The following is a 25977-nucleotide window of genomic DNA, read 5'->3' on the forward strand; positions in this document are numbered from 1 at the left end:
ATTGTCGTGCTGCACGGTGGAACGTGCAAGGCCAAGGCTGGTTCCGGCCCGCAAGGCCGCCTGTCGCCGCAAGCTTTGTCTAAAGCCGCCAGCCTCCACGCACGACGAAAGGAACGCGAGCACCGTCGCAGAGCGGCACGCTGCTATAGGCTTTGAGGCTTTGCCCGTCGGGCAGCGCGAGTGTGAGTGCGGAGCGTTCGCCCTCGAAGACCGAGGAGAGAACCCGCATCGGGATGCCTTCGCCATCCCGATGAACCTGCTCCGGACGAATGAGCACGTCGCAAAGCGGCCCCTCGCCTGCATGCGCTTCGACTGCATGCCCTTTGCCGGCGCGCCTGTCGGCAAGCGCAGCGCGGAGGAGCGGCCAGTCGAGCGCACGCCCCGCTCCCTCCGGCAAATTCAACCGCACGATCGCGCCGCGACCGATCAGACCCCCCACCACCCGACCCTCAGGCCGCGCATAGATATCCGCCGGCGGCGCCACCTGAAGAAGCTTGCCTTCCGACATCACCGCGACGTCGGTCGCAAGCGCCATCGCCTCGGCCTGGTCGTGAGTCACATAGATCATCGTCGCGCCGGAGCGCTCGTGAAAGGCGCGGAAGGTCTCCTCCATCGACTTCCTCAAATGCTGATCGAGATTGGCGAGCGGCTCATCGAGCAGCACCACGTCCGGTTCCGTGACCAGGCAGCGCGCCAGCGCCACACGCTGCCGCTGGCCGCCGGAAAGTACAGCCGGCCGCCGATCGGCGAAATCGGTAAGCTTCACCAGCGAAAGCGCGTCGCCTACCCGCTTGCGCCAGGCCTCGCCGGAAAAGCCGCGGACCTTCAAGGGGTAGCCGACATTCTCCGCCACCGTCATATGCGGCCAGAGCGCATAGGATTGGAATACCATCGCCATGTTGCGCTTCTCCGGCGGCAGCACACGGGCTGCATCCGAAAGCCGGCGCTCGCCGAACTCGATCGAGCCGTCCGTCGGCTGCTCGAAGCCGGCGATCATCCGGAGCACCGTCGTCTTGCCACAGCCGGAAGGCCCGAGCAGCGCGAGAAACCCCTGCTTGCGCAGCGCCAGCGACACGTCCGAAACGGCCGGCCTCACCTGCTCTGCACCTTTGACACCGAAGTTTTTGGTCAGGTGGTTGAGGATCAGTTGCGCCATGGCAGCACGCCCTCCGGCAAATATTTCGCGAGGAATTCCAGCGCCGCCATCAGCCCGATGACCATGACGACGACGAGCACCGAGAGCGCCGAGGCGAGATCGGAAGAGCCGCTGTCGTCGAGATTGAAGATTGCGACGCCGAGCGTCTGCGTGCCGGCGGACCAGAGGAGCGCCGAGACGGTCAATTCGTTCGCCGCGATCAGGAAGACGAGGATGACCGAAGCGCCGGCGGCCGGCGCCAGAAGCGGCAGCAGCACATCGCGCATGCGGCGCAGGAACCCCGCGCCCGCAAGCCGCGCCGCCTCCTCGAGCGAGGGATCTATCTGCAGGAAGGCGCTCATCACCGGCTTGAGGCTAACGGCGAGGAAGGAGGAGAAATAGGCGGCAAGAATGATCCAGATCGTACCGTAGATCGAAACGCCGATCAGCGGCAGCGGTGCCGCGAAGGCAAGGATGAAGGCGACGGCGAGCACGATGCCGGGCAGCGCATAGGGGATCTCGATGAGGATCGCCATCAGACTGGCAAGCCGCCCGCGCCGCGTCACGAGCAGGTAACCGGCCGGTACGCTGACCGCAAGCAGGCCGACTGCAGCGGCGGAGGCGAGGAAAAGGGAATTCTTGAGCGCCGTCAACGTCATCGACTGGCGGAAGAGTATTTCCCCATAGGCGTTCAAGGTCATGGTGTCGAAACTCAGCGGCACGCCGTAGGCCGGCACCAGGGAACTTGCGACGAGCGCCAGAAGCGGTGCGACCAGCAGCAGCGCCAGGATTGTCCAAAGCAGCGCCTCCGCGGCGAACCGCATGCGCCCGAGCGTGAAGGCGGCCCTCGCGCCGGCAAGGCCGATCAGGCGATAGTCTCTGCGCTTGAGCGCTCGCTGCTGCAGAAGCAGCCCTGCGGCGGAAATCAGGGCGATCAGCGTCGAAAGCACCGCGATTTCGCCGAAGGTGGACGAACCGAAACTCGCAAACCGGCTGAAGATCAAGGTCGGCAGCGTTTCGATCGAGGCGGGAATGCCGAGTATCGCCGGGATACCGAAATTGCCGATACCGGATACGAAGGCGATCGCCGCTCCGGCGATGAGCCCCGGAGAGGAAAGCGGCAGAACGATGTCGCTAAGGACGCGCCAGGGCGAGGCGCCGCAAAGCCGCGCCGCTTCGACCCCGTCGCGGGGCGCCGCTGCAAGTCCGGCCCTGATCGCCAGGAAGACGAGCGGCGCATGCTGTACGCCGAGAAGCAAGGCGATCCCCGCAAGCGAATAGAGTGGCTGAGGGCTGCCGAGCGGCGGTGCAAGCCCCAGCGTCTTGAGAAGGGGGCTCGATGGACCCGACATCTCCACCCAGGCGAGCGCCGTCACCTGCGGGGGGATCATCATCGGCAGCATGAAAGCGAAGCTCAAGGCAAGCTTGCCACGGATGTCCGTAAGCGCCACGACAAAGGCGAAGAGTGCCCCCACGAAGAGCGAGATCGCCGTGCCGCCGGCCGCCGTGATCAGCGTATTGCGGAGCGCCGCGAAGGTCGCCGCCTCGAAGAGCACCCCGACCGCCTCGCCTCCTTCGAGTCCCTTGATACCTGCCCATCCGAGTCGGATCAGCGGCAGCGCCGAAAGCAGAAAGACTGCGCCGAACACCGCCGCCAGGAGCCATGCGGGCTCCCCGCCCGCAGACATGCGCGGGCCACGCAGCCGGAAATATGCCGCTCGCCAACCCGTCCCGGCCTTCGAAGAGTTCGCCTTAGGCGATCGACCCTCCGTCACGTAAGGTGACGGCGGCACCTCGAAGCCGCGCAGCGTCCGCGTCAGCGGTTTCGGTAGCGGAGCCCGGCTCGGTTCCCTGCTCCGGTCGGCCTCCTCCTCCATCGCGCCGTCGAATGCGAACCGAAGCCAGGACCGCGCCTTCGATAGAACGCGCAGCGGGCGCTCCAGCTTTTTCAAGCCGGAACCTTCCTCCGCATTCGGGTCGGCAGCCGGCGTGCAAGGTACCCGGCGCCCGCTGCGGGCGATTCTCGTCAGTGTCCGGCATCGAGAGGTCAGTTGGTACCGAAAATGCCGGAGAAGGTTTTCAGGTCCGCCTCGGAGTTCTTCACGGCTTCGGCAGCATCGACCGGCAGCACCTTGATCGTCTCGCGCGCCGGGAAGCCCTCCGGCAAGGCCATGCCGTCGCGCGCCGGGATATAGCCCATTTTCACCGCAACTTGCTGGCCTTCCTCGGAGAGCAGGAAATCAACGAATTTCTTTGCTGTCTCCGGGTTTCTTGCGGTCTTCAGAATGGCGACCGGCTCCGTGACGGCGGAAACGCCCTCGGCCGGGAAGACGAATTCCACCGGCGCACCCTTGGCCTTCTCGCGGATGGCCATGAAATCGACCACCATGCCAAACGCCTTCTCGCCGGTCGCGACCGCCTTCAATACGCCGCCATTGCCGCCGGCGGCCGTCGCGCCGTTTTCGGCGAGCGCCTTGTAATAGTCCCAGCCGAGCCCGTCGATGCCGGCAAGCGTCTGCGCATGGATCAGCGCCGCACCCGAGGTGAGCGGGCTCGGCATGGTGACCAGACCATTGGCCTCGGGTTTCGCAAGATCCTGCCAGCCGGCCGGCTTCATTGAAGCGGAAGCGTTGTAGACGATGCCGGTCGTGATCATCTTCGTCGAATAATAGGCGCCCTCGGCATCGAAGAGCGAGGCGTCATAAGCCGCCGCTTCCGGAGATTTGTAGGGCATCAGATATCCCGTTTCCTTCAGCCGCTGCATCGTCACCGTGTCGGCGATCAGAAGCACGTCCGCCACCGGGTTGCCCGCTTCGATCTCCGCCATCAGCTTGGCCATTATCTTCGTCGTCCCGTCCCGCACCCACTCGACCTCGACACCCGGATTCGCGGCCTGAAACGCGTCCACCGTCGCCTGCGCGTCCTCGTTCGGCTGGCTGGTGTAAAGCACGAGGCTTTCCGCGAAAGCGGCGGTGGACAGGAGGCCGGCGACGAGCGCTGCGGCGACGGCGGGGAGAAGCGGTTTCATGAATTTGCCCTCGGTCGGAGAAAGATCGCGCCGAGGGATAGAGCGGGTGTTTTACAGGGATGTGACAGCGAAAAGCCGGAAAAACCTCAGCTCGTCGGCCGGCCGGAGAGTTCCACGAATGTTCTCGGACGATCTCTCTAAAATATTATTGGCGATTCAAATCAGCGGCTTGATCGTATTTTCGGGACGGGGTGAGTCCCTCTCACAATTAAATTCGGTTCATCCATTGCATATCTCGAAGCAGCGTTTATATATAGCTCATCGAAACTTGCTTGTGACCTTTGTCTACGCGCCGAAGCGCTTCGTCAGATTTCCTCTCAATATCGATCAAACCGGGCTGATATTCGTCCGGGAACTCTAGCGATTGAAAGGAAATCGTTATGAACTCAGGCACCGTAAAGTGGTTCAACAGCACCAAGGGCTTCGGCTTCATCCAGCCCGACGATGGCGCCACGGACGTATTCGTGCACGCCTCCGCCGTTGAACGCGCTGGAATGCGTTCGCTCGTAGAAGGCCAGAAGGTTACCTACGACATCGTCCGTGACAACAAGTCCGGCAAGAGCTCTGCAGACAATCTGCGGGCCGCATAAATTCGTCATTCGCCTCCGCTGACCACGGATGTACTGGCAGGGAGCGTTTGAATGACGGGGCGCCCCAGCGCGTCTGGTAAAGACGCGCGGCGCTCAAGAGGAGGTCGGGGTAACGCCCGGCCTTTTTTGCTTGTGCCGCCCCCGGGTGGCACGGACGAAGGAGATGGCCATGGGCCGGAACACCTACAGCGTTGGCGACAGTGTCGTCCTGAGAGCCGATCTCACGCGCACGGCCGCTGCGGACCGGACCTGCCGCATCGTGTCCATCCTGCCCGCGGCCGAACATGGGGAAGCGCAATATCGGGTGCGGTTCGGAACGGAGAACTTCGAACGGCGTATCTTCGAACACGACATCGATCCTTCGGAAACGGCTTCGCCGGTCCAGGAACACGGCCAGGCGGCATCGGTCGAAGGCAAGCCCTGGTTCAAACCCTTGAACATCAGGACGCCGAAATAAAGAACCCAATCAGCAATCCTATAAAATCGGAAAGGATATACTTTGCAGGTACTCGTCAGGGACAATAACATCGACCAGGCTCTTCGCGTTCTCAAGAAGAAGATGCAGCGTGAAGGCGTCTTCCGCGAAATGAAGATGCGCAGCGCCTACGAAAAACCGTCCGAAAAGCGCGTCCGCGAAAAAGCAGAAGCTGTCCGCCGCACCCGCAAGCTGGCGCGCAAGAAGCTTCAACGCGAAGGTCTGTTGCCGTCGCCGAAGAAAGTAGCCCGCGCGCGCTGAGGCGCGCCCTCCGGCTGCACAGCAGCTACGGCGATCCTCGCACGTCTGATGAGCGCGCGGCGCTGTAGGCTGGTACCACTTTGCGACGCGCCCTTGCGCGTCGTTTTCATGCGTGAATTCGCTCGGTCCCCTCTGCGGCGTTTCCTTCGACCCTGCGATCCCGGTTCCTGCGCCTTTGCATCCGCCAGACCCACAACGCGGCCGCGCAGATCGCAATTTCCGCCGCAAACGTCCAGTGCAGTATGAAATTGAGATACCAGGTCTCAAAGCGCGCCGGCACCTCGACGAGGTTGAAGCGGGTCCCTGAAAGGGGATGGAGCCAGCGTATGTCTGCGGCGATCGAATCGAGAAGAAGGTGCATCATCACGTTTGCGAGCGCGACCCAAACGAGAAACATAGAGTGCCGCTTCCCGGCAAGGATCAGCGCCGCGGCCGTGAGCGCCGCAACCCCCAGCCAGAAAATCGGCAAATGGGTCCAGTAGTCGTGATGTGGCGTACGCCGGCCGTCTACGAGGTAAAAATAAAGCAGATCCAAATCCGGAAGCACGGAGAAGATCAGCCCTACCGCGAGCGCGCGGGATCGGATGGTTTCATTCTTTCGAGCGATGCAATGGGTGAGAATGTAGCCGGCGGGAAGATGGGCAATGAACATCGAGCGGGATCCTGGGCGGCAGCATGCCGGATGCAGACCATCAGGGCATCCCGGCATTTTCATGGCAACCGTCGGTTAGGGTTATGAGGAATTTCCACCCTAAAGGGCGCTGCAGAGAAGCCTGCTTTTCCCCTCCCGAATCCGCGCTATAGTCAATGGGGCCGGCCCAAGGACATGTCGCATGACGCTCACCCTCTACCTTCATCCGCTTGCTTCCTTCTGTCACAAGGTGCTGATCGCGCTTTACGAAGCCGGCACGCCGTTCACCCCGCAGGTCGTGGATCTCGGAGACCCGGCGGAGCATGCTCGCTATCTGGAGGTCTGGCCCGTCGGCAAGATCCCCGTGCTGCACGATGCTGCACGCGACAGGACGGTGCCGGAAACGTCAGTGATCATCGAATATCTCGACCAGCATTACCCCGGTGAGCAGCCGCTGATACCGCACGACGACGCCCTGGCGCTCGAGGCGCGGCTCTGGGACCGCTTCTTCGACCTCTACGTCCAGGTCCCGATGCAGAAGATCGTGACCGATACGCTGCGCGCCTCCGGCGAGAACGACCGGCGCGGCGTCGCCGATGCGCAAGCGGCGCTTGCGAACGCGTATGACCTTGCCGAACGCCACTTCGAGGACCGGCGCTTTGCGGTCGGGGAAAGCTTCTCGATCGCCGACTGCGCCGCCGCGCCCGCCCTCTTCTACGCCGGGATCGTGGCCCCGTTCGACGGCACGCACCCGAACCTCGGCGCCTATTTCGAGCGTCTGCTGGAGCGCCCCTCCTTCCAGCGCACCTTGGCCGAGGCGCGGCCTTACTTCCCGCTGTTTCCCTATAAGGACGCGATACCCGCAAGATTCCTCTAACATCCTATAGGCGACCAACAACACAAGGAGCGAGACAATGGAATATCGTCGGCTCGGCCGCTCCGGGCTCAAGATCTCGACCATCACCATGGGTACGATGACGATCGGCGGCGGTGGAAAGTTCGCCCAGGTCGGCGATGTCGGTGTCGCGGATGCCCGCCGCTATGTCGACCTCTGCCTGGATGCGGGCGTCAATCTGATCGATACGGCGGACATCTATTCGACCGGCGCCTGCGAGGAGATCATCGGCGAAGTTCTCGGCGGAAAGCGCAAGGACGGCGTGCTCATCGCCACCAAGGCGCGCTTCTCGATGGGCCCCGGCCCCAATGACGGAGGTCTGTCGCGCCATCACCTGGTTCACGCCTGCGAGGCGAGCCTGAAGCGTTTGAAGACCGACGTGATCGACCTTTACCAGGTTCACGAATGGGACGGTCAGACGCCGCTCGAGGAAACCATGGAAGCGCTCGATACGCTCGTGCGCCAGGGCAAGGTGCGCTATATCGGCTGCTCCAACTATTCCGGTTGGCACATCATGAAGGCACTCGGCATCAGTGCGCTCGAACACCGCCAGCGCTTCGTCAGCCAACAGATTCATTACACGCTCGAAGCACGCGAGGCCGAGTACGAACTGGTCCCGATCTCCATCGACCAGGGTCTCGGCATCCTCGTTTGGAGTCCGCTGGCGGGCGGCCTTCTGTCAGGCAAACACAGGCGCGGACAGTCGCCGGAAGGCACCCGCCAGCTTGCCGGCTGGAACGAGCCGCCGATCCGCGACGAGGAACGGCTGTGGAAGATCGTCGAAATGCTGGTGGCGATCGCCGCCGAGCGCAACGTGTCGCCGGCGCAGGTCGCGCTCGCCTGGCTGATCGGCCGAGATGCCGTCACCTCGGTGATCATCGGCGGGCGCACCGAAGAGCAGTTCCGCGACAATCTCGCCGCCGCCGGCCTGAAGCTCACCGACGAGGAACGCGAGCTCCTCGACGCCGTCAGCCTGCCGCCGGTCATCTATCCCTATTGGCATCAGCTCTGGACCGCCAAGGACCGCCTCGGCAAAGCCGATCTGTCGCTGCTCGGGCCGCATATTTGAGCGACGACAGCTCTTTATGCACCCTCATCCGCCTTCCGGCACCTTCTCCCCGCTAGCGGGGCGAAGGAGACTCGCGGTAGCCGCTCGATATCTCTCCGCAACGGTTCATTGGAACTGAGTGCATGCCGCTTGTCCCTTCTCCCCGATTTGCGGGGAGAAGGTGCCGGCAGGCGGATGAGGGGCGAAATCGCCAGCCTGCCGCGACTTCCACTCAGGCCGCCTGCGCGACCTCGCCGTGAATGAGATCGGCCAGCCGGCGGATGCCCTCGTCGATCATCCTGTCGTTGGCGCAGGAGAAGCTGAGCCGCAGGGTGTTTTCGCCGGACCCGTGGGCGAAAAAGGCGCGGCCGGGGACGAAAGCCACCTTGGCCGTCTGGATCGACTTGGCCAGCAGCTCAGCGCCGTCGCTCCCCTTCGGCAGCGTGACCCAGATGAACATGCCGCCTTCGGGCTTCGTCCAGGTGACGCCGGCGGGCATGTATTTTTCGAGCGCCGACAGCATCGCGTCACGCCGCTGCCTGTAGGCCTTGTGGATTTTCGCCACCTGCGCCTCGAAGCCCCGCCCGGCGACGGTCGCGATCGCCATCTGGTTGATGGTGGAGGAGTGAAGGTCGGCGGCCTGCTTCATCAGCACCAGCTTGCGGATCACCGGTTCGGCGGCGCAGATCCAGCCGACGCGAAGGCCAGGCGCCAGCGTCTTCGAGAAGCTGCCGCAATAGATCGTGCGCGTGCTGTTTATGTCGCCTTTGCGGGCGATCTCGAGCGCGAGGATCGGCGGGATCGCCTCGCCGTCATAACGCAGCGACTGGTAGGCCGCATCCTCGATGATGGCGATGTCGAGCTCCTCGGCAAGTGCAAGGACGTGCTCGCGCCCGGCGCGGCCCACCGTCTCGCCGGTGGGGTTGGCGAAGTCGGCCGAGAGATAGGCGAACTTGACGCGCCCGCCCGCTTCCGCTGCAGCCTGGGCATAGGCTGCCGGCGTCCGGTTGCCGGCGGGGTTCAGCTGATCGTAATTGGGTTCATAGGCGTTGAAGGCCTGCAGCGCACCTAGATAGGTCGGCCAGGTGACGAGCGCCGTGTCTTTCGGCGACAGAAACAGCTTGCCGAGGTAGTCGAGCCCCTGCTGCGACCCGGAGGTGATGAAGATGTTGTCGACGCTCGCCGGAATGCCAAGTGCCGCCATCTGCCCGGCGAGCCACTCGCGAAGCGGCCGATAGCCCTCGCTCACCGAATATTGCAGCGCGGCACCGACCGACGGCCCATCGAAAATCTCGGCGTAAGCTTCCCTGAACGCATCATTCGGAAAAAGCTCAGGATCGGGAATTCCGCCCGCAAACGAAATGATGTCGGGACGATCGAGCAGCTTCAGCAATTCGCGGATTTCCGAAGCCTTCATCCGGCTCGAGCGCGTGGCGAAAATGCTTTCCCAATCCAGCATGGAGGTCCTCCCGGTTGCATCCGAGGGACATGAACACAGCGCAATATTTAAGTCAATATTCCTGACCTATTTTGCCAGCTGTCGCCTGCGCCGTTACGCCAGTCGTGCAGTTACAGACGTTCGATACGCTCGTCGGAAATGGGAGGCGTTGGGAAGGGCGGCGTACGGGATCGAAGCATACGGGACTGTGTCGCCGCGGCCGTCAGCACCGGCAGGCAACGATCGGCTAGCCGCTTCGGCTCGAGACGCCAAGGGCCGGACCGGATAAGTTCCGGTCGGCAGGAGGCGGCGAACGCTTCCTGATACTCAGGCCTCACCCTCGTCGAAATAGCTGCAGATCAGAAGAAAAGAGATCCCAGCCAAGATAAGTAAATCGAAAAGAGCGAAGTGTTGTATGATCGTGGACATAGTGCTCCTCCTACCCACAAGGGTATCAGAACACAATTTCAGAATTTTTGGAAGAAAATTCTCCGGATAACTTCCAAAGGAGAACTCTATTCTTTAATTTTTATGCGGCGCAACATTTATACTGCGCCGCAAAAGCGAACCGGAAGAGGCGTTTGTTTGCATCCGCCGTCTTGAATACCTATGCCGGCTGGACCGACCTCACGCTGCCGCTGCTGTCCACGATGCAGGTAAACTTGCGACCGGCGGCATCGAGGTCGACGCTGTAGCTCGTCGCATCGAGCTGTCGAGAACTCATCGGCAGGACCTTGGCGCCGCCGGCTTGGGCGACCACGGCATTGGCGCACAAGAGCTGCAGGTCGGCGGGGGCTGTCTGGAGGCTCGTGCGGGCCATTTCCTGAGGTTCCGGGGTCGATTGGCATGCGGCAAGAAGAAAGACCGCAGCCATCACGGACGCTTGAATTGGACGGCTTCCCAATTTACTCGTCGACAAATCCACATCCTCCGGTCTTGGCCTATCGCCCGTATCTTCGCGCTCTCGCCCGTGCGGCCGCGTTTCGGCCGGTCACACGCCCTTATCCGGTCACACGCCCTTATAGAGAGCAGCCCCCTGCATCAGCACGATGACCTTCGCGCCCACGCTGACGCGCGAATGCAGGTCGATAATGTCATCATTGTTCATTCTTATGCACCCGGAGGAAACGTCCAGCCCGATCGTCCAGGGCTCCACCGTACCATGGATGCGGTAGATCGTATCGTTATCACCTTCGTAAAGGTAGAGCGCGCGAGCGCCTAGCGGATTGTCGGGCCCGCCCGGCATGCCGCCTGCCCATTTTGCCGCGTTCGGATCGCGCGCAACCATCTCGGCCGGCGGCGTCCAGGTCGGCCACTCGGCCGTGCGCCCTACCCGAACGATGCCCGCCCAGCCGAAACCTTCGCGGCCTACACCGATGCCGTAGCGGATCGCCTGACCGCCGGGCTGCACGAGATAGAGAAAATGCTGGTTGCCATCGATGATGATCGTGCCCGGAACTTCTGCCGTGCGGAACGGCACCATCTGCCGGCGAAAGGCCTCGGGAACCTGATTGTTTCGCGCGAAGTACTGTCGCGCTTTCCTCTTGTCGTAGTTCACCCATTTCTTCGTCTTGGAATCGTAGATCTGGGTTTGGGCAAGCGCTGCAAGCGGAACGAGGCAAAGACCGAGGAGAAACAGCGCCTTGCCGAATTTACGCCGGCCTGCCTGTCTTTTCGAGAGCGTCTGGAGCATCGTCATTTCGCCCATCCGTCGATCCGTTCCGCGTGGCTTTCAACCCATTTCCTGGCGTAGTCCGCAGGCGCCTGCCGCTCGACTTCGAGCGCATAGCTCATCGCCGTCACTTCATCCGGCGAGAAATCTACCTTCTGAAGGAACTGCGCGACTTCCGGATGCTTCTTTGCGAACGCCGTCGCATAGCCGATCTGAAATTGTCCGGCGTCCCAGGCCGTGGCGGCGCTCGATTTGCTGACCCATAGCGGGTCGTTCGGCGGCGCGATCTTCCATTTCGCCGGGTCGTGAGGCGGCTCCTCGAGTCGGGAGATCTGGTGCAGCTTGAAAACATGGTGCGGAGCATAGCAGTAGAAGACCATGGGGCGCGCGGTCGCGATCGCCGCGTCGACCGCCGCCATCGCCACTTCCTCCTTGGCCTCGACGAGCGTCAGGTTCGCCGCATAGCCGTAGCCCGCCGCCCGCGCCCGTTCGATGCCCGTCGAAAGCCATTCGGTGGCGCCGATCCACATTTCGCCGCGCCCGTCGCCGTCGGTATCCAGTATCTTGGTCTTGGCCGGATCGCCGAGATCCGCGACCGATTTGATCGTCGCAGCCGCTTCCGGCGTGGCGCAAAGCCCCTGCCATGCAGGCACCGCACGCTCGCTGAGCGTCACGACGCCTTTTTCGGTCACGAATTTGCGGACGAGTTCGTCGAAATTCGGCCGCCAAACCTCCGGCTGGATATCGACCTCGCCCTTTTCGAGGCCGATGAAGGCGGTCAGCGTCCCGAGTTCGCGCACCTCCGCCTCGAGGCTGAACTTCTTGGCGATGCCGAGCTTGAGAATGTTCGCGGCTGCCTGTCCGGATGGCCAGGGCGGCATCGCGATCACCAGATCCGCCGCCGCTGCCGGCGCAGCCACGACCAACGCCAGCGCCGCCGCGCAAAGGAACTCCCGGCCTCTCCTCACAGTGCCCCCCCGAAAAGATTTATCTGAACGTCGTTCCGATGCGAATGCCTGCTGAGCTTTATCTTCCTTGGGGGCACAATGCACGGCTTGCCGAGTCCCGTCAACTTCCGGTTACACCGCATGCATTTCGCCGCTTAACCTATGCGAGCCGGTGCTCACCGTCCGGGACGGTGCGTGACCCACCGAAGTCCCGCCGCCACCGCAATTCCAAGCAGAGGCCATACCGCCCAGAATCTCCCCTCCCAGGAAAGGAGATTGACCGCAAGGACCGCAAATCCGGCTACCCCGAGCAGGGCCAGTCCGCGGTCGAGCCGCGTGGACGTCCACAGGCCACCGATCATCGCGATCAAGGCCAGCGCAAACAGGGGCCATCTGGCCCAGAACGTTCCCTCCCACGACAGCAGATTTATGGCAACGACCGCCGCTGCGGCTACGGCGAGAACGCCGAAAAGGCGACGGCCGGGCGCTGCGCGTCTTACGATCGTCGCTCGCCCTGCCTCGGTCTCGGCGGCCGGGGTCTCGCGGTCCGGAAGTGCACCCGGCCTCCCCCAGTCGCGGCCCCGTTTTTGCGACACCGCGCCCTCGGCCGTTCCGATCTGGACCACATAACTCGGAACGCCCCCGTCGATGTTCTTGACCGTCAGCGCGCCAAGGAATTCGAAGCCGACGGTCAGCTTGTTGCGAACCTGATCATAGACGGTGCTCGAAATCACGATGCCACCGGCCGGCGCCGAGGCTTGCAGGCGGGCCGCGATATTGACGCCGTCGCCGTAAAGGTCGTCGCCGTCAGCGATCACATCGCCGAGATTGAGGCCGATGCGATAATCCATCCGCGCCTCGCCTTGCCGCTCGGCATTCAGTCCGGCCAACTCGTTCTGAACGTCTATCGCCGCCCTCACCGCCTCCACCACGCTCGGAAACTCCGCGATCACCCCGTCGCCCCACGTATTGACCACCCGTCCTTCATGCGCCTCGATCAGGCGCGCCATGGCATCCCGGCTGCGCTTGAGAGCCTGAAGCGTTCCCTCCTCGTCTTTCCCCATCAGGCGCGAATAATCCTGCACGTCGGCGCAGAAAATGGTGGTCAGCTTACGGCGCGTTGGTGACATTGGATTTCGCCCTCGCTCGGAGGCTGGCCGAAGGCCCGCGCCTCGCAGGATAGCGACGCCGTCGCGATTCTCAATGCCGGATGCATCTGCCGCGCGTCACTGCGTGCTTAGAGCACTCCAGGAAAGTGTGTGACGGCTTTGCGTACGGGAGCACCGGCAGCTTGCGGCAAGGAACTGATCGGTCCCTCGGTGGTTTGGAGCCGTGTATCGCATGAAGCGACGAAACTGGAGGTTACAGATGTTGAGAAAAATGTTGGTTGCAGCCGCGATATCCGCCGCTTGCGTGTCCCCAGCCTTTGCTCAGGCCGATATGGTTTGCGACCAGGCAGGCATGACGAAGCTCGAGACTGACGTGGGCCAGATCACCGACACGGGTCGGAAGGAGATGGCGCAGAAGGAACTCGCCATGGCCAAGGAGGCACTCGCGGCCAACGATCAGGAAAAGTGCAAGTCCCATATGGCGAATGCCATGAAGGGTAAGGATCCGATGTAAGCCGCTGCATATGAAGAAGCCGGAGCGTGGGCTCCGGCTTCCCTTTTGTTCATTGCAGGCAGATCTTAGTTTTTCGCCTTGTCGACCAGCTTGTTTTTGCCGATCCAAGGCATCATCGCGCGCAGCTTCGCGCCGACTTCCTCGATCTGGTGAGAGTCGTTGACGCGACGGATACCCTTGAAGCGGGCGGCACCGGAGCGGTATTCCTGCATCCATTCCGAGGTGAACTTGCCGGTCTGGATGTCCTTGAGGACCCGCTTCATCTCGGCCTTGGTCTCTTCGGTGATGATGCGCGGTCCGGTGACGTATTCGCCCCACTCGGCCGTGTTCGAGATCGAGTAGTTCATGTTGGCGATGCCGCCTTCATAGATCAGGTCGACGATCAGCTTCACCTCGTGCAAGCACTCGAAATAGGCCATCTCCGGCGCATAACCAGCCTCGACCAGCGTCTCGAAACCGGCGCGGATGAGTTCGACCAGGCCGCCGCAGAGAACGACCTGTTCGCCGAAGAGATCGGTTTCGCACTCTTCCTTGAAGTTGGTCTCGATGATGCCCGAGCGGCCGCCGCCGACGCCGCAGGCGTAGGAGAGAGCGAGATCGAGGGCATTACCGGAAGCGTCCTGATGAACGGCGACCAGGCAGGGGACGCCGCCGCCCTTCTGGTATTCGCCGCGGACCGTATGACCCGGGCCCTTCGGCGCGATCATTACGACGTCGACCGAGGCTTTCGGCTCGATGAGGCCGAAGTGGACGTTCAGGCCGTGCGCAAAGGCGATTGCCGCGCCGTCGCGGATGTTTCCGGCGATCTCGGCCTTGTAGATGTCGGCCTGCAGTTCGTCCGGCGTCGCCATCATCATCAGGTCGGCCCAGGCGGCAGCTTCGGCAACCGTCATGACCTTGAAGCCGTCCGCTTCGGCCTTCTTTGCCGTGGCGGAACCCGACTTAAGCGCAATGGCGACGTTCTGCGCACCGGAATCCTTGAGGTTCAGCGCATGGGCGCGGCCCTGGCTGCCGTAGCCGATGATGGCGACCTTCTTCGACTTGATGAGGTTGAGATCGGCATCACGATCGTAATAGACGCGCATCGAATTTTCCTTCCCTTTGCTTGTCCGTTTCGCTTTGGCAGCCGCAGATACGGCCGCCCTACCTTTTCGCGCCGTAGAGCGTGAGAAAGGCGTCGACCGCCCGCTCCGCCCTGCGGCTGAAATCCTTCTTCAGGCTACCCGGCTCCTCGCCGAGAAGCATGCGCAAATGCCAGTCGGAGACGACGAGCCCGTAAAGAGCGCCATAGGCTTCGTCAGCGTTGTCGAAAGCCAGGAGACCGGCCTTGCGGCCCGCTTCGAGCAGCGCTCCCGCCCTGCGTCCGATCTGCCGGCGGCCGCGTTCCTGCAGCATGTGGCCGAGCTTCGAGCCTTCCCGGCTCACCTGTCCGATCGCCAGCCGGTTGAGCGCCAGCGACACGTCGCCCGCCAGCACGTCGAGAAGGTCCTTGGCGAAAGCGACGAGATGCACCCTCAAGCTGCCCCCGTCCAGCTTTGCGGCGGAGACGTCGAGCGTGCGAACCTTGCTCGCCTGAAAGGCGATCATCGCCGAAAGGAGCCCTTCACGATCGCCGAACCACTTGTAGAGGCTCTCCTTGGAGCAGTTCGCTGCGCGCGCCACTCCCGCCGTCGTCAGCGCCTTTTCGCCCCCATCGACAAGCAGGCGCAAAGCCTGTTCGAGCACCGCTCCCTGGCGCTCGGTCAGGCCGTTTGCGGCACCTGCCTCTCTTATCGCTCCGACGCTTTGCACTCGCTTCGCCCTATCAGTACCGTACGGTACGGTTCGTGAGGTTTCTAATTGTCCGATCCGGCGACGTCAAGCGGTTTTGGATATCCGGTTCGTTTCAAGGCAGCCCCGGACAAAAATGGGAGCAACCCACTGTCGGGACTCCGATTTCCGTGCCTGCGTCGCCCCCGCGCCCGCTTTACCGGTGCGCGCCTCTCTACATTACGAAAATATAATGATCTCAAAGCTTTTCGCTGATCGGGTTGATCTTTATGTTGAATGAAGATGCCTGGGATAGAGAAAAACGATGAGCAAGACAGCCAAGACGACGGACGAAGCGTCGCGTTCGACACCGTCGAACGTCACCGTCATCCCGGCTCCGGTGATGCCGCCACGCAAAAAGCGCCGTTCGCGCCGCCGCTGGATCTTTGCGCTCCTGGTGCTCGCTATCGTCGGCACGGGCTACTATGCCTGGAGCCGCCAGGGCGCGCAGCCGGCCACCACCATGATCACTCAGGCGGTCACGCGCGGCGACATCGAAGAGAGCGTGACTGCCGTCGGCACGCTGGAGGCGGTCAAATCGGTCGATGCCGGCGCACAGGTCTCCGGCCAGTTGAAGTCGCTGCATGTCGGGATCGGCGACAAGGTCGAACAGAATCAGCTCATCGCCGAGATAGACCCCGCCTCCATCGAGAACAGGATCGAGATCGACGAGGCGGAACTGGCCAATCTTGAAGCGCAGCTCGTCTCGAAGAAGGCCCAGCTCGTATTGAAGCAGGCCAACATCGAGCGTCAACGCAATCTCGTCGCCACGAAAAGCGTTTCGCAATCGACGCTCGACCAGGCCGTCGCCGATCATGCGGCCGCTGGCGCCGACGTGCAGGCGATCGAGGCGCAGATCCGCAAGCAGAAGGCCACCCTTGCCGGGGACCGGGTCGATCTCGGCTATACCAAGATCTATGCTCCGATGGCCGGCACCATCGTCGACGATCCCGCCAAGGAGGGACAGACCCTCAACGCAAACCAGACGACGCCGACGATCGTCACCATCGCCGATCTTTCCACGATGACGGTCAAGGCGCAGGTCTCCGAAGCCGATGTCGGCAAGCTGAGGCTCGGCATGGATGCGTATTTCACCCTTCTCGGACAGCCCGGAAAGCGCTTCACCGGCAAGTTGCGTCAGATCGAGCCGATGCCCGATACCGAGAACAACGTCGTCCTCTACTATGCCCTGTTCGATGTCCCCAATCCCACGGGCGAATTGATGATGTCGATGAGCGCGCAGGTTTTCTTCGTCCAGGCGGCGGCCAAGAATGTGCTGGTCGTCCCGAGCACGGCACTCCGCACCATGGAGGCGGCGGCCTCCGACGGGCCCGCAAGAGCGGAAGTGACCGTCGTCGCGCCGTCCGGTGCGAGGCAGACGCGCACCGTCGAGGTCGGTGTCCGCAACCGGGTGAGCGCCGAAATCGTCCGCGGGCTGGAGGAAGGTGAGAAAGTCGTCGTCGACGCTGCCTCCGCCACGAACGGCAACCGCGGTCCCAATACCAACCGGCGCGGCATGCGCATGCCGCCGATGTTCTGAGCACGCCGATGGCTCCGCTCATTTCACTCCGGGATGTCAGCAAGACCTATTTCAACGGCGACATCGCCGTCGAGGTCTTGCACCATATCTCCCTCGATATCGAGGCCGGCGAGTTCGTCGCGATCATCGGCCAGTCCGGTTCCGGCAAGTCGACGCTGATGAACATTCTCGGCTGCCTCGACCAGCCGACCTCGGGCAACTACTTCATCGAAGGCGAAAGCGTCTCCGGCTTCGACGGCGACGCCCTCGCGGCGTTGCGCCGCCGCACCTTCGGCTTCATCTTCCAGTCCTACAATCTGATCCCGACCGCAAGCGCCCGGGAGAATGTCGAGGTACCCGCCGTCTATGCCGGCGTTTCCGCCCGCGACCGGCACGATCGTGCCGAGGCGCTCCTGCAGTCGCTCAAGCTCGGCGAACGGCTCGATCATCGTCCGAACCAGCTTTCCGGTGGCCAGCAGCAGCGCGTCTCGATCGCCCGCGCCCTGATGAATGGAGGCCGCGTCATCCTTGCCGACGAGCCGACCGGCGCGCTCGACAGCCAGAGCGGCGAAGAGGTGATGCGCCTCCTTCGCGATATGAACGAAAACGGCCACACCGTCATCGTCATCACCCATTCGCGCGAGGTCGCCGCACAGGCCGACCGGCTGATAGAGATCAGCGATGGGCGGATCGTTGCCGACCGCTCCAAGAAGGGACGCAGCAATCCCGATGCAGCCGTCGGTCTCGCCCAAAGCACGCGTGAGGGCTTCGCGGCTATCGCGGACGTCTCGGAAGCGGTGAAGATGGCACTGCGGGCGCTGCGGGCAAACCTCTTCCGTACGATCCTGACGCTTCTCGGCATCGTCATCGGCGTCGGCTCGGTTGTCGCCATGCTCGCCATCGGCACCGGCGCGCAGAATTCGGTACTCGACCGCATCTCGTCGATGGGGTCGGATCTTCTCGTCGTCCGCCCCAGCATGGCGAATTTCCGCGGCAGCGCCGGCGGGACGAATGTTACCCTCGTGCCGGCAGATGCGGACGCGATCACGGAGCTTGCGAATGTCGCATTCGCCGTCCCGGAAATGACGAGCACCGTGACGCTTCGGCGCGGCAACATCGACTATCAGACGACCGCTAACGGAACGGTGCCGCAGTTCACGGAAGCGAAGTCCTGGAAGATCGGCCGCGGCGAGTTCATCAACCGGAACGACATGGAAACATACGCACCGGTCGCGGTGCTCGGCGAGACCGTCGTCAAGACGCTCTTCCCGGAGGGCTCCGACCCGATCGGTCAATACGTGCTCGTGAACAAGATTCCCTTCCAGGTGATCGGGGTGATGAGCGGGATGGGCGCTAGCGCCGGCGGCAACGATCAGGACGACGTGGTCCTCGTGCCGCTCACGACCGGCAGCATGCGCCTCTTCGGTCAGCGCAACATCCGCACGATCACCGTCAAGGTGCAGGATGCCTCGGCAATAGACCTGACCCAGGAGAGAATTCAGGCGCTGCTTAACGAGCGCCACAGGAAGGACGATACCCAGATCACCAATATGTCCTCCGTGCGCGAGGCCTTTACCGAGACTTCGAACACCATGAAGTTCTTCCTGGGATCGGTCGCAGCGATTTCGCTGCTCGTCGGCGGCATCGGCGTGATGAACATCATGCTCGTCAGCGTCAGCGAACGCACACGCGAGATCGGCGTGAGAATGGCGACCGGAGCGCGCGAGCGGGACATACTCGTGCAGTTCATCGTCGAGGCACTGGTCGTTTCCGCGATCGGCGGGGCGATCGGCATCGTGGCGGGTCTATCGACCGGTTACGCCGCTAAAGCCTTCGGCATGCCCGTCAGCTTCACGCCCGGCCCCGTCGCGCTTGCCTTCGCCTGTGCGTTTCTCACCGGCCTGCTCTTCGGCTATCTACCGGCCAGAAATGCATCGCGCCTCCAGCCGGCGGTGGCCCTCAGCGCGGATTAGATCAATTCCACGCAGTAGCGGTTTTCCCGCCTTGGAAAAGCGCCCATTCAGTCGAAATCAGATATTTTGGGCGCCTGCGATCAATTCCCAGCGCTTGCCGTTCGACTGGGATTGTCGGGCGAAGTAATTATAAGGAGTGCGTGACCAATCTCTGACCGAGTTGGTCCTATTGTCGAGCACAAGGTCACCTTCGCTCGTGCGGACGGTGAGAACCGTGTGGCCCTCCCCGCGATAACGCGCAACCGTGAGTAGCAGAGCCGAGGCCGGCCACCCCCGTTTCAGAAGTTCCCGCTTCTTCAGAATTGCAAAGTCCTCGCAGTCTCCGTAAGCGGTCGGCACGCGCCAGTCATCGTCCTTGCCGACATTTGCGCGGTCGCTGCGTTCGCGGATGCTTGCATTGACGGTGCTGTTGATCTGTTTGAGCTCGCTGATCTTTTCCGGGGCGAGAACGACGGCCTTCTTGCCGCCGCCAGTGTTACAGAGCCGCGGCTCGCGGGCGCAGAAGGATGCGAAGGCCGGCGGCGCGAAGGCCTTGCCGGCGGTCCTCATGGTTGTACCGGCATCGGCAGCCCCAGGGGCCGCGATCAGCAACAAAAAGACTGTCTGCGCAATGAAGCGTTTCACGAGGCGTTCTCCAACGGCGGGCATAAGTCCCCCGGTTCGCCGTAGAGACTAGCTAAGATAGATTAAGCCATGGTTGATAACCCGAAATGAGGCAGTGATATGGCCATCTACTAACAATTCGTAAGTTGACCACAGGTAATTTTAATTCAATTCTAAAAAGTATTTTTAAAGTTAATGTTTTTAGGAGTATAGAAATGAAAAGAATTAATAGATCGATATTTCGGACATTTTTCATACTATCCACGGCCACGATAGGAGCCGTAATCGTTACGACGGATGCGGATGCAGTACAGCGCCAGCGCATGACTGCCCGTCAGTGCAGTCCGCTTTCGGAAGACAACTTCGCGGCATGTTGCGTTGCAATAAACCGGTCGAAGATTCTCACCCCCGCGCAGATTAAGATGTGTCCGCCCCTGACGACGGCGACCATTGGTGCGGGCACCGGACGCCACGATCGCAGTGACTCCACTGCAAGCGGTCCGACGAGAGGCAGCGGCAAGAGCGGTGGCAACAAGGGCGGCGGCGCTGGCGGCGGTGGTGGCGGCGGCGGCGGCGGCGGCGGCGGTGGTGGCGGCGGCGGCGGCGGCGACAACGGCGGCGGTGGTGGTCAGGATCCCGGCAAGGGTGACCAGGATAATGGCAAAGGTGATCAGGACGGCGGTAAGGGCGGCCAGGATAACGGGAAGGGCGGCCAGGACAACGGGAAGGGCGGCCAGGACGGCGGCAAGGGCCACCAGGACAACGGGAAGGGCAACCAGGACGGCGGCAAGGGCAACCAGGACGGCGGCAAGGGTAACCAGGACGGCGGCAAGGGCAACCAGGACAACGACAAGGGTAACCAGGACGGCGGCAAGGGTAACCAGGACAACGACAAGGGTAACCAGGACGGCGGCAAGGGTAACCAGGACAACAATAAGGGCGATCAGGACGGCCAAGGCAAAGGCGGGAAGGACAAGGGCGATAAGTAAGCAGCCGCGGCCATGGCCGCGGTGACGGAAGTCCCTGGCATCAGCGAGAACAGCGATCGCGACCGTCGACGGCTTACGGCCGGACAGGGAAAGTGACAAGCCGGGGCGCTTGTCCAGCAACGTCGACGGTAACCCTTGAAGGGCGGCTCCCGCAGGTGCCGCCCTTCCCTTTTGGCAGCGGTGTCGTCAGAGCGGGATCAGGAAGAGTGTGTAAAACTGAAATGATTTGACCCGTGCAGCGACGACAACCTTTCACTAACCCCTGGTCCCGATAATGCCGCCGCAATCGAGGACCGAATCCCATGACCAAGGCAAATTCCAAAAGACGAAAGCGCAGCACGGCCCGCAAGAGCAGCCGGAGCGGTATGGGCCGCTGGTATCTGGCGGCAGCAGTCATCGTCGGCGGGATTGTGGCCTACGAGCACCGGGGGGAGTTAGGACATCTCCCCGGGGCATCGAAGGTGACGGCACTGCTCTCGCACGCCGAGAAACCGTCCGAGAAAAAAGCGCAGGCGAAGATGCCGGCCGAGAAGAAACCGCCAAAAAAGGTGGAACTGGCGACCATTCCGATCCCTTTCCGTCCGAAGGATCAGACCGGGTCGATAGCGCCGAAGTCCGCATTGATCCCGCCTGCACCCGTCGAACTACCGGTTAGGCAGTCTCTCGAACACACGAACCTGCGGCCGGCCGAGAGCGGCACCTTCTATTTCTGCGGCATCCGCCATGATAACTGCGTTCTCGACGGCGATACCTTCCTTTACCAGGGCCAGAGAATTCTCATCGCCGATATAGATGCGCCGGAAACGAAGCTCGCGAAATGCGACGAGGAACGGTCGCGCGGCTCTTATGCCAAGGCACGATTGCGAGAGTTGTTGAATTCGGGAAACTTCGCCCTCGTTGCATCCGAAGCCACCCTGGGCGACGAGCCCGGCAAGCGGCGGCTCGTCGTCAGGAACGGCAGATCCCTCGGAGACATCCTCATATCGGAAGGGCTCGCCAGAAAGCGAACCGGGCACCCACAGTCGTGGTGCGGCCAGTCCACCGCGCGCGTTTCCGGTTGAACCGCATCGTCAACAGGACGCGGGAATGAAGTTCGCTACCCATAGCGGCGGTGATCTGACAGAACCGCATCGATGACCCGCCGCGATTTTTCGATTTCCCGCCGATCGGTGCCCGGCATCTCGGCGGCAACGATCAGCGCCTTCCACAAGGTCCATCCACGGCCACGCGCCCAGGTCTCTTCGTCGAGCGGAAGGGCGTCCCGGAATGCGGCGCGGCTTGTTTCATCGAACATCGTCCAGGAGATCGACAGGTCGCAAGCCGGATCGCCGACGCCGGACGTGCCGAAATCGATCACGGCGCTCAACCGGCCGTTTTCGACCAGGAGGTTGCCGGAGGCAACATCGCCATGGAACCAGACCGGAGCATTGTTCCATGCGGAGCCAAGCGCCAGCTCCCACACCACACGTGCGGTGGCAACGTCGATCCTGCCCTCGAGCGCTTCGAGTGCCCGGCGCGTTTCGTGGTCGTAGACGGCCAAAGGACCGCCTCGGAAGAAATTGTGTTGTCCGGGCGGCGGACCGCTCCGCGCGTCGATCCGTTGCAGGGCAGCCAGGAATTCACCGAGGGTCGTCGCAAAACTGCCGAGGTCGGCGATGGACGCATGGGTCGCGGTCTCGCCCGGGAGCCATCGATAGACGGACCAATGCCACGGATAGCCCCTGCCCGGCCGCCCGATGGCCAAAGGCGCAGGAATAGGCAACGGCAGGTACGGCGCAAGGCGAGGCAGCCAGTGCTGCTCCTTTTCCACTTGAAGCGCGTAATGGGCGGCGCTCGGCAACCGCACGTTCATATCGTCGCCCAGGTGGAAGGTCCTGTTGTCCCACCCACCGAACTTGACCGGTCTTATCGGCAGGTCCGCCCATTGCGGAAACTGCTCGGAAATCAACTGTTCGACGAGAGCTGTACTGATTTCAGGCGTTTCGGCGGAAGACATCGAATGTCCGCTTCCCTGATCACGGTGATTGGTAGACTGCCGGGAGGAGCAGGATCGTTTCGATGGCTCAATGAGACGGCGGAACGATCCGGCTGGACCGAATTAAGATCATGAAACGTGACGGTTTCCAAGTTCCGCCCGGAAATTGCGCTCAGGCATCGACCTGCAACAGCCCGAGAACCCGCGTTACGGCGGACGGGATAGGGCCGATGACGGGCACATCGAATAGCGGCTGCAGCTGCTCGGCCGCCTGTCCGAGCGGGCCGCCGCCGATGATGACTGCCTCTGCCCCATCCAGGTCGACGGAGGCGCGAACTGCGTGCCAGAGCGAGGAGCGCAGGCGCTCCTCGTCTCTGGATACGGCGAGCGGATCGCCTGGCGTGCAGCGGATGCCGGAGTAGAGTTGGGACAGCCCCAGATGCCGTGCCCGCTCTGCGATCGCATCTGCGAGGTCGGGCGTCGTGGTTGCAACGCCGAACCGTCGTCCATCCCGCGAAGCCTCCAGCATCGAAGCTTCGCAGATGCCCACGACGGGAATGCCGACACGCTCCCGGAGCAGGGCAAGGCCGGGATCGCCAAAGGCGCTGACGATGATCCCGAGGCAGCCCGGCTCGTGCCTGGTGCCGATTTCCACCACCTCGTCGGCGGCGGCTGCCAGTTCGTCCGGCTTCAGGATCATGCGGGGACTGCGCCTGGCCGTGGCGCTTGCCACGGCCAGGCGTCCGTTCGCAGCCTTGTGCGCGATGGAGGCCATCATCTCGCTCGTCGCCTGCGAGCTGTTCGGGTTGATCAGCAGGAGATGGGAGTTCACGTTCTGAGCTCCGCGACGACTGGCCCCTGCTGCGCCGCCTTGGGCTGATCGGCCTCCGCCGGTAGCGAGAGATCCTCCATCGATCGGCCGTAAGTTTCCGGGCCAAGCTGGATGCAAAATGCGAAGACCGCATACATTCCCGCAGCAAGCCCGAAGACGCCGATCATTCCGTAGCTGTCGAACAGCATGCCGGAAATCGTCGGCACGAACGAGCCGGCCGCCGATCCCGTTGCCAGAATGAGGGCCACCCCGAAGGCGCGAATTCTCGTAGGGAACAGTTCCGGCGCATAGATCCAGATCGACGTGTTGAGCAGCAGGACGAAGAACTGGAAGATGGCTCCGAACAGGAGAACGAGGTAGATATTGGTGCCGAGAGCGACGATCGACACCGCCGCAAGGCAGGCGAGCGCCGCACCCACGGTCAGCACCTTCTTGCGCGGCAGATAGTAGCCGAACATCGAAGCGGCGATCGCACCGAGGACGCTGCCGCTCTGGATGATCATGCTGTAGAGCAGGCTGCCGGAGAGCGTATAGCCCATCGACACGAAGATGACGGGCATCAGCGTCAAGACCGACAATTGCGCGCCATAGCTCATGAGAATGGCGATCGCTACCGGTATGGTCCGCCCGATGAAGGGTGCGCGGAAGAGTTCCCGCCAGTCGCTCTTCTCGGTTGCCTCGTCCGTCACATGGTCTGTCGTCAGGTATTCCTGCACCACGAGATTGCGCGGTTTCAACGAGCCTGAGGCAAGGATGGACAGTACCTTGTTTGCCTCGCCGATCCTGTTCTTCGAGGCGAGGAACCGCGGCGTCTCCGGTACAAAGCGGCGATAGAAGACGACCAGAAGCGCCGGCAGCGCCAGCGACGCAAATAGCCAGCGCCAGCTGTTCTCTCCCGGGAAAAGCGTAAATATCAGCAGGCCGAATGCCGGCGCCAGGAAGTTGCCGAACCCGCCGGCGCCGACATTCACGAGACCCGCCGCCGTGCCGCGAAACTTCGGCGAGCAGAATTCCGAGAGCATCGTCACCGCCGTCGAGATTTCGCCGCCGACGCCGAAGCCGACGATCGCGCGGGCAAAACAAAGCATGGTGAAGTTCGGCGCCATCGCGCAGGCCGCCGAGCCGATGGTGAAGAGCAGGAGATTGACGGTCAGCATCACCCGCCGGCCGTAGCGGTCGCCGAGAATGCCCGACAGCAATCGCCCGACCGCGGCGCTGCCGAAGGTGATCGTGTTGAGAAACCCGATATCCGTGCCGGTAAGACCCCAGTGCTCCTTGAGAATGGGGCCGGCGACGCCGATCGTGTTCTGTTCGAAGCTGTCGAACAGGCAACCGATCAGGACGAGGGCGAGAATTTGCTTGTGCGCGCCGGTAACGCCGATTTTGGTGAAAGCCGATTCCAGTTGTCGAATGACCGGCGAACTCCCGCCGGTCGGCACCATATTTTCCGCTGCCATTGTTGTTCCCCTTGTGGTTGAACGAGCGTGAAAACTTAGTTTCTCAATCATACATCAAGAAACTGCAGTTTCATAGCCCTGAATCCACAGGGGGCGACGGAGAGGAATTCCTGCCCTTCCGGCAGGCTTGGCCTCCACGAACATGGCGTTCCGGCCGGGGCCTATCGATGGCGAGCTTCGTGCGCCAAGCCGTTGCGATCCGTACTGCGCGGGCTCACAGCTCTTCCAGCGTGTCGTTCAGTGCCTCGATACCGCGCAGCCGGTTCCGGCCGGCAACGCCTGCGGTCTCGATGCAGCGTGTGGTCAGGAGATGGCAGAGCGCCATCACCGACACATGGTTGAAAAGCGGCCCCGGCGCCAGGGTCTGGCAACGGAAGTGCCAAGCCGCACCGCTCAGGAGAGGCACGCCTTCATCGGTGATGTAGAGCAACTTCGCCTTGGTTCTTTCCACCTGCGCCATGAGTTGCTCCATCATAGCGACGCGGCGCCGCAGACCGAAGAGAACGACGACGTCGTCGGGCGCGATGCTGACCAGATGCTCGCCGAGCGTCTGCCCGCCTCCGGGAATGGCAGCGATGTTTTCGATCACCTGCGTGAGCTGCCATTGCAGATAGGTCGCAAAGGAATGGCTGGCGCGAAAGCCGATGACCCACACCTTGCGGGCCTCCAGGATGGCTGTGGCAGCCGCATCGATCTCAGCCTCGCCGACCGCGAGGAACGTGGCTTCGAGATTGGCGACGCCCTGGGCGACATGCGCTGCGACCGATTGCCGGCCGTCGGCATCGGTGGCGGTCGCGAGGAAGAGGCGCGACCCGGTCTGCTTGTCCGCGCGCGCGTGCCGCCGCGCTTCCTCGTAGTTTTCGTAGCCGAGGCGCTGAACGAAGCGCGATACGGTCGCTTTCGACACATGGGCCAAAGCCGCCAGCTCCTGCGCGGAATAGCTCGCTATCTCCCCCGGAAAATCACAGAGGAAATCGCCGAGCCGCCGCTCGGCCGGGTGCAACTCGGGTAGAATTTCGCGGACGCGAGCGAGGAAGGATCGTTCTTTGGCGGCCATTGGCACTCCCATGAAACTGT

26 protein-coding genes are annotated in these 25977 nt (G+C 62.6%); 10 read left to right on the top strand and 16 right to left on the bottom strand.

The features are described from left to right. Nucleotides 1-79: 79 nt before the first annotated feature. The 3 genes from AC5J09_RS22710 to AC5J09_RS22720 all read right to left on the bottom strand — a co-directional run bounded on the left by AC5J09_RS22710 (nt 80) and on the right by AC5J09_RS22720 (nt 4163). Nucleotides 80-1156: an ABC transporter ATP-binding protein gene (locus tag AC5J09_RS22710; protein ID WP_494298539.1), complete on the bottom strand. Its 1077-nt coding sequence runs from the start codon at nt 1154-1156 to the stop codon at nt 80-82. Continuing rightward, nucleotides 1144-3087 carry an ABC transporter permease gene (locus AC5J09_RS22715; RefSeq protein ID WP_494298540.1) on the bottom strand — a complete coding sequence of 648 codons (1944 nt, stop codon included), beginning with the start codon at nt 3085-3087 and terminating at the stop codon, nt 1144-1146. Before AC5J09_RS22715 ends, AC5J09_RS22710 begins: the two co-directional genes overlap by 13 nt. Nucleotides 3088-3182: 95 nt before the next feature. Next, entirely contained in the window at nt 3183-4163 is a 981-nt protein-coding gene (locus tag AC5J09_RS22720; RefSeq protein ID WP_494298541.1) for an ABC transporter substrate-binding protein, read from the bottom strand. A 380-nt stretch (nt 4164-4543) separates the two neighbouring features. Between AC5J09_RS22720 and AC5J09_RS22725 the strand changes: the two genes are divergently transcribed. The 3 genes from AC5J09_RS22725 (at nt 4544) to rpsU (ending at nt 5489) form a co-directional block, all read left to right on the top strand. Continuing rightward, nucleotides 4544-4753: a cold-shock protein gene (locus AC5J09_RS22725; protein WP_018095341.1), complete on the top strand. Its 210-nt coding sequence runs from the start codon at nt 4544-4546 to the stop codon at nt 4751-4753. 169 nt (nt 4754-4922) lie between these two features. Further along, nucleotides 4923-5210, top strand: coding sequence for a cold-shock protein (locus AC5J09_RS22730; protein WP_324761953.1), 288 nt, complete (start codon nt 4923-4925; stop codon nt 5208-5210). 42 nt (nt 5211-5252) lie between these two features. Further along, a complete protein-coding gene (gene rpsU / locus AC5J09_RS22735) occupies nt 5253-5489 on the top strand; it encodes a 30S ribosomal protein S21 (protein ID WP_003537123.1) in 237 nt (78 codons plus the stop codon). Nucleotides 5490-5595: 106 nt separating this feature from the next. Here rpsU and AC5J09_RS22740 read toward each other — a convergent pair whose 3' ends face one another. Beyond that, nucleotides 5596-6141 (bottom strand): metal-dependent hydrolase, encoded by a 546-nt coding sequence (locus tag AC5J09_RS22740; RefSeq protein WP_324761954.1) that lies wholly within the window; start codon nt 6139-6141, stop codon nt 5596-5598. Nucleotides 6142-6322: 181 nt separating this feature from the next. On the opposite strand from AC5J09_RS22740, the gene AC5J09_RS22745 reads away from it, so the two are divergent. After that, nucleotides 6323-6997, top strand: coding sequence for a glutathione S-transferase family protein (locus AC5J09_RS22745; protein ID WP_494298542.1), 675 nt, complete (start codon nt 6323-6325; stop codon nt 6995-6997). Between the two features lie 37 nt (nt 6998-7034). Next, nucleotides 7035-8084 carry an aldo/keto reductase gene (locus tag AC5J09_RS22750; protein WP_494298543.1) on the top strand — a complete coding sequence of 350 codons (1050 nt, stop codon included), beginning with the start codon at nt 7035-7037 and terminating at the stop codon, nt 8082-8084. Between the two features lie 211 nt (nt 8085-8295). On the opposite strand, the gene AC5J09_RS22755 is transcribed toward AC5J09_RS22750, so the two are convergent. The 5 genes from AC5J09_RS22755 to AC5J09_RS22775 form a co-directional block, all read right to left on the bottom strand. Continuing rightward, nucleotides 8296-9522 (bottom strand): aminotransferase-like domain-containing protein, encoded by a 1227-nt coding sequence (locus tag AC5J09_RS22755; protein WP_494298544.1) that lies wholly within the window; start codon nt 9520-9522, stop codon nt 8296-8298. 586 nt (nt 9523-10108) lie between these two features. Further along, nucleotides 10109-10375 carry a hypothetical protein gene (locus AC5J09_RS22760; protein WP_018095348.1) on the bottom strand — a complete coding sequence of 89 codons (267 nt, stop codon included), beginning with the start codon at nt 10373-10375 and terminating at the stop codon, nt 10109-10111. Between the two features lie 135 nt (nt 10376-10510). Next, complete coding sequence (locus AC5J09_RS22765; protein WP_494298545.1) at nt 10511-11209, bottom strand: L,D-transpeptidase; 699 nt, start codon at nt 11207-11209, stop codon at nt 10511-10513. Next, a complete protein-coding gene (locus AC5J09_RS22770; RefSeq protein ID WP_494298546.1) occupies nt 11197-12141 on the bottom strand; it encodes an ABC transporter substrate-binding protein in 945 nt (314 codons plus the stop codon). The genes AC5J09_RS22765 and AC5J09_RS22770 overlap by 13 nt, the downstream gene beginning before the upstream one ends. A 155-nt stretch (nt 12142-12296) precedes the next feature. Then, nucleotides 12297-13250, bottom strand: coding sequence for an adenylate/guanylate cyclase domain-containing protein (locus tag AC5J09_RS22775; protein WP_494298547.1), 954 nt, complete (start codon nt 13248-13250; stop codon nt 12297-12299). A 238-nt stretch (nt 13251-13488) separates the two neighbouring features. Here AC5J09_RS22775 and AC5J09_RS22780 point away from each other — a divergent pair, with 238 nt between their 5' ends. Then, nucleotides 13489-13743: a hypothetical protein gene (locus AC5J09_RS22780; RefSeq protein ID WP_018095352.1), complete on the top strand. Its 255-nt coding sequence runs from the start codon at nt 13489-13491 to the stop codon at nt 13741-13743. Between the two features lie 65 nt (nt 13744-13808). Here AC5J09_RS22780 and ilvC read toward each other — a convergent pair whose 3' ends face one another. Together ilvC and AC5J09_RS22790 are read right to left on the bottom strand one after the other, a co-directional pair. After that, complete coding sequence (gene ilvC, locus AC5J09_RS22785; protein ID WP_018095353.1) at nt 13809-14828, bottom strand: ketol-acid reductoisomerase; 1020 nt, start codon at nt 14826-14828, stop codon at nt 13809-13811. Between the two features lie 58 nt (nt 14829-14886). Beyond that, a complete protein-coding gene (locus AC5J09_RS22790; protein WP_494298548.1) occupies nt 14887-15534 on the bottom strand; it encodes a TetR/AcrR family transcriptional regulator C-terminal domain-containing protein in 648 nt (215 codons plus the stop codon). 283 nt (nt 15535-15817) lie between these two features. On the opposite strand from AC5J09_RS22790, the gene macA reads away from it, so the two are divergent. Both macA and AC5J09_RS22800 read left to right on the top strand, forming a co-directional pair. Next, nucleotides 15818-17092, top strand: coding sequence for a macrolide transporter subunit MacA (gene macA / locus AC5J09_RS22795; protein ID WP_494298549.1), 1275 nt, complete (start codon nt 15818-15820; stop codon nt 17090-17092). Nucleotides 17093-17100: 8 nt separating this feature from the next. Next, nucleotides 17101-19044, top strand: a complete 1944-nt coding sequence (locus tag AC5J09_RS22800; RefSeq protein ID WP_494298550.1) for a MacB family efflux pump subunit — start codon at nt 17101-17103, stop codon at nt 19042-19044. Between the two features lie 57 nt (nt 19045-19101). Here AC5J09_RS22800 and AC5J09_RS22805 read toward each other — a convergent pair whose 3' ends face one another. Continuing rightward, entirely contained in the window at nt 19102-19692 is a 591-nt protein-coding gene (locus AC5J09_RS22805; RefSeq protein WP_100675112.1) for a transglutaminase-like cysteine peptidase, read from the bottom strand. 170 nt (nt 19693-19862) lie between these two features. Here AC5J09_RS22805 and AC5J09_RS22810 point away from each other — a divergent pair, with 170 nt between their 5' ends. After that, nucleotides 19863-20636 (top strand): hypothetical protein, encoded by a 774-nt coding sequence (locus tag AC5J09_RS22810; RefSeq protein WP_494298551.1) that lies wholly within the window; start codon nt 19863-19865, stop codon nt 20634-20636. Between the two features lie 302 nt (nt 20637-20938). Then, nucleotides 20939-21697: a thermonuclease family protein gene (locus AC5J09_RS22815; RefSeq protein WP_324761964.1), complete on the top strand. Its 759-nt coding sequence runs from the start codon at nt 20939-20941 to the stop codon at nt 21695-21697. A 35-nt stretch (nt 21698-21732) separates the two neighbouring features. Here AC5J09_RS22815 and AC5J09_RS22820 read toward each other — a convergent pair whose 3' ends face one another. From AC5J09_RS22820 to AC5J09_RS22835, 4 genes are all read right to left on the bottom strand, one after another. Then, complete coding sequence (locus AC5J09_RS22820; protein WP_324761965.1) at nt 21733-22632, bottom strand: aminoglycoside phosphotransferase family protein; 900 nt, start codon at nt 22630-22632, stop codon at nt 21733-21735. 151 nt (nt 22633-22783) lie between these two features. Then, the gene (locus tag AC5J09_RS22825) at nt 22784-23443 is read right to left on the bottom strand and encodes an aspartate/glutamate racemase family protein (protein ID WP_324761966.1); all 660 of its coding nucleotides are present in this window, start codon (nt 23441-23443) and stop codon (nt 22784-22786) included. After that, nucleotides 23440-24900: an MFS transporter gene (locus AC5J09_RS22830; protein WP_494298552.1), complete on the bottom strand. Its 1461-nt coding sequence runs from the start codon at nt 24898-24900 to the stop codon at nt 23440-23442. Before AC5J09_RS22830 ends, AC5J09_RS22825 begins: the two co-directional genes overlap by 4 nt. Before the next feature lie 214 nt (nt 24901-25114). Next, a complete protein-coding gene (locus tag AC5J09_RS22835; protein ID WP_494298553.1) occupies nt 25115-25957 on the bottom strand; it encodes a MurR/RpiR family transcriptional regulator in 843 nt (280 codons plus the stop codon). Between the last annotated feature and the right edge of the window lie 20 nt (nt 25958-25977).

The sequence above is a fragment of the Sinorhizobium sp. genome (assembly GCF_059070375.1).

Bases quoted from the DNA above. Each gene is read 5' to 3' on its own strand.
- AC5J09_RS22710 (WP_494298539.1), bottom strand. From the start codon at position 1,156: ATGGCGCAACTGATCCTCAACCACCTGACCAAAAACTTCGGTGTCAAA.
- AC5J09_RS22720 (WP_494298541.1), bottom strand. From the start codon at position 4,163: ATGAAACCGCTTCTCCCCGCCGTCGCCGCAGCGCTCGTCGCCGGCCTC.
- AC5J09_RS22725 (WP_018095341.1), top strand. From the start codon at position 4,544: ATGAACTCAGGCACCGTAAAGTGGTTCAACAGCACCAAGGGCTTCGGC.
- AC5J09_RS22730 (WP_324761953.1), top strand. From the start codon at position 4,923: ATGGGCCGGAACACCTACAGCGTTGGCGACAGTGTCGTCCTGAGAGCC.
- AC5J09_RS22740 (WP_324761954.1), bottom strand. From the start codon at position 6,141: ATGTTCATTGCCCATCTTCCCGCCGGCTACATTCTCACCCATTGCATC.
- AC5J09_RS22745 (WP_494298542.1), top strand. From the start codon at position 6,323: ATGACGCTCACCCTCTACCTTCATCCGCTTGCTTCCTTCTGTCACAAG.
- AC5J09_RS22750 (WP_494298543.1), top strand. From the start codon at position 7,035: ATGGAATATCGTCGGCTCGGCCGCTCCGGGCTCAAGATCTCGACCATC.
- AC5J09_RS22755 (WP_494298544.1), bottom strand. From the start codon at position 9,522: ATGCTGGATTGGGAAAGCATTTTCGCCACGCGCTCGAGCCGGATGAAG.
- AC5J09_RS22760 (WP_018095348.1), bottom strand. From the start codon at position 10,375: ATGGCTGCGGTCTTTCTTCTTGCCGCATGCCAATCGACCCCGGAACCT.
- AC5J09_RS22765 (WP_494298545.1), bottom strand. From the start codon at position 11,209: ATGGGCGAAATGACGATGCTCCAGACGCTCTCGAAAAGACAGGCAGGC.
- AC5J09_RS22775 (WP_494298547.1), bottom strand. From the start codon at position 13,250: ATGTCACCAACGCGCCGTAAGCTGACCACCATTTTCTGCGCCGACGTG.
- AC5J09_RS22780 (WP_018095352.1), top strand. From the start codon at position 13,489: ATGTTGAGAAAAATGTTGGTTGCAGCCGCGATATCCGCCGCTTGCGTG.
- ilvC (WP_018095353.1), bottom strand. From the start codon at position 14,828: ATGCGCGTCTATTACGATCGTGATGCCGATCTCAACCTCATCAAGTCG.
- macA (WP_494298549.1), top strand. From the start codon at position 15,818: ATGAGCAAGACAGCCAAGACGACGGACGAAGCGTCGCGTTCGACACCG.
- AC5J09_RS22800 (WP_494298550.1), top strand. From the start codon at position 17,101: ATGGCTCCGCTCATTTCACTCCGGGATGTCAGCAAGACCTATTTCAAC.
- AC5J09_RS22805 (WP_100675112.1), bottom strand. From the start codon at position 19,692: ATGCCCGCCGTTGGAGAACGCCTCGTGAAACGCTTCATTGCGCAGACA.
- AC5J09_RS22810 (WP_494298551.1), top strand. From the start codon at position 19,863: ATGAAAAGAATTAATAGATCGATATTTCGGACATTTTTCATACTATCC.
- AC5J09_RS22815 (WP_324761964.1), top strand. From the start codon at position 20,939: ATGACCAAGGCAAATTCCAAAAGACGAAAGCGCAGCACGGCCCGCAAG.
- AC5J09_RS22820 (WP_324761965.1), bottom strand. From the start codon at position 22,632: ATGTCTTCCGCCGAAACGCCTGAAATCAGTACAGCTCTCGTCGAACAG.
- AC5J09_RS22830 (WP_494298552.1), bottom strand. From the start codon at position 24,900: ATGGCAGCGGAAAATATGGTGCCGACCGGCGGGAGTTCGCCGGTCATT.
- AC5J09_RS22835 (WP_494298553.1), bottom strand. From the start codon at position 25,957: ATGGCCGCCAAAGAACGATCCTTCCTCGCTCGCGTCCGCGAAATTCTA.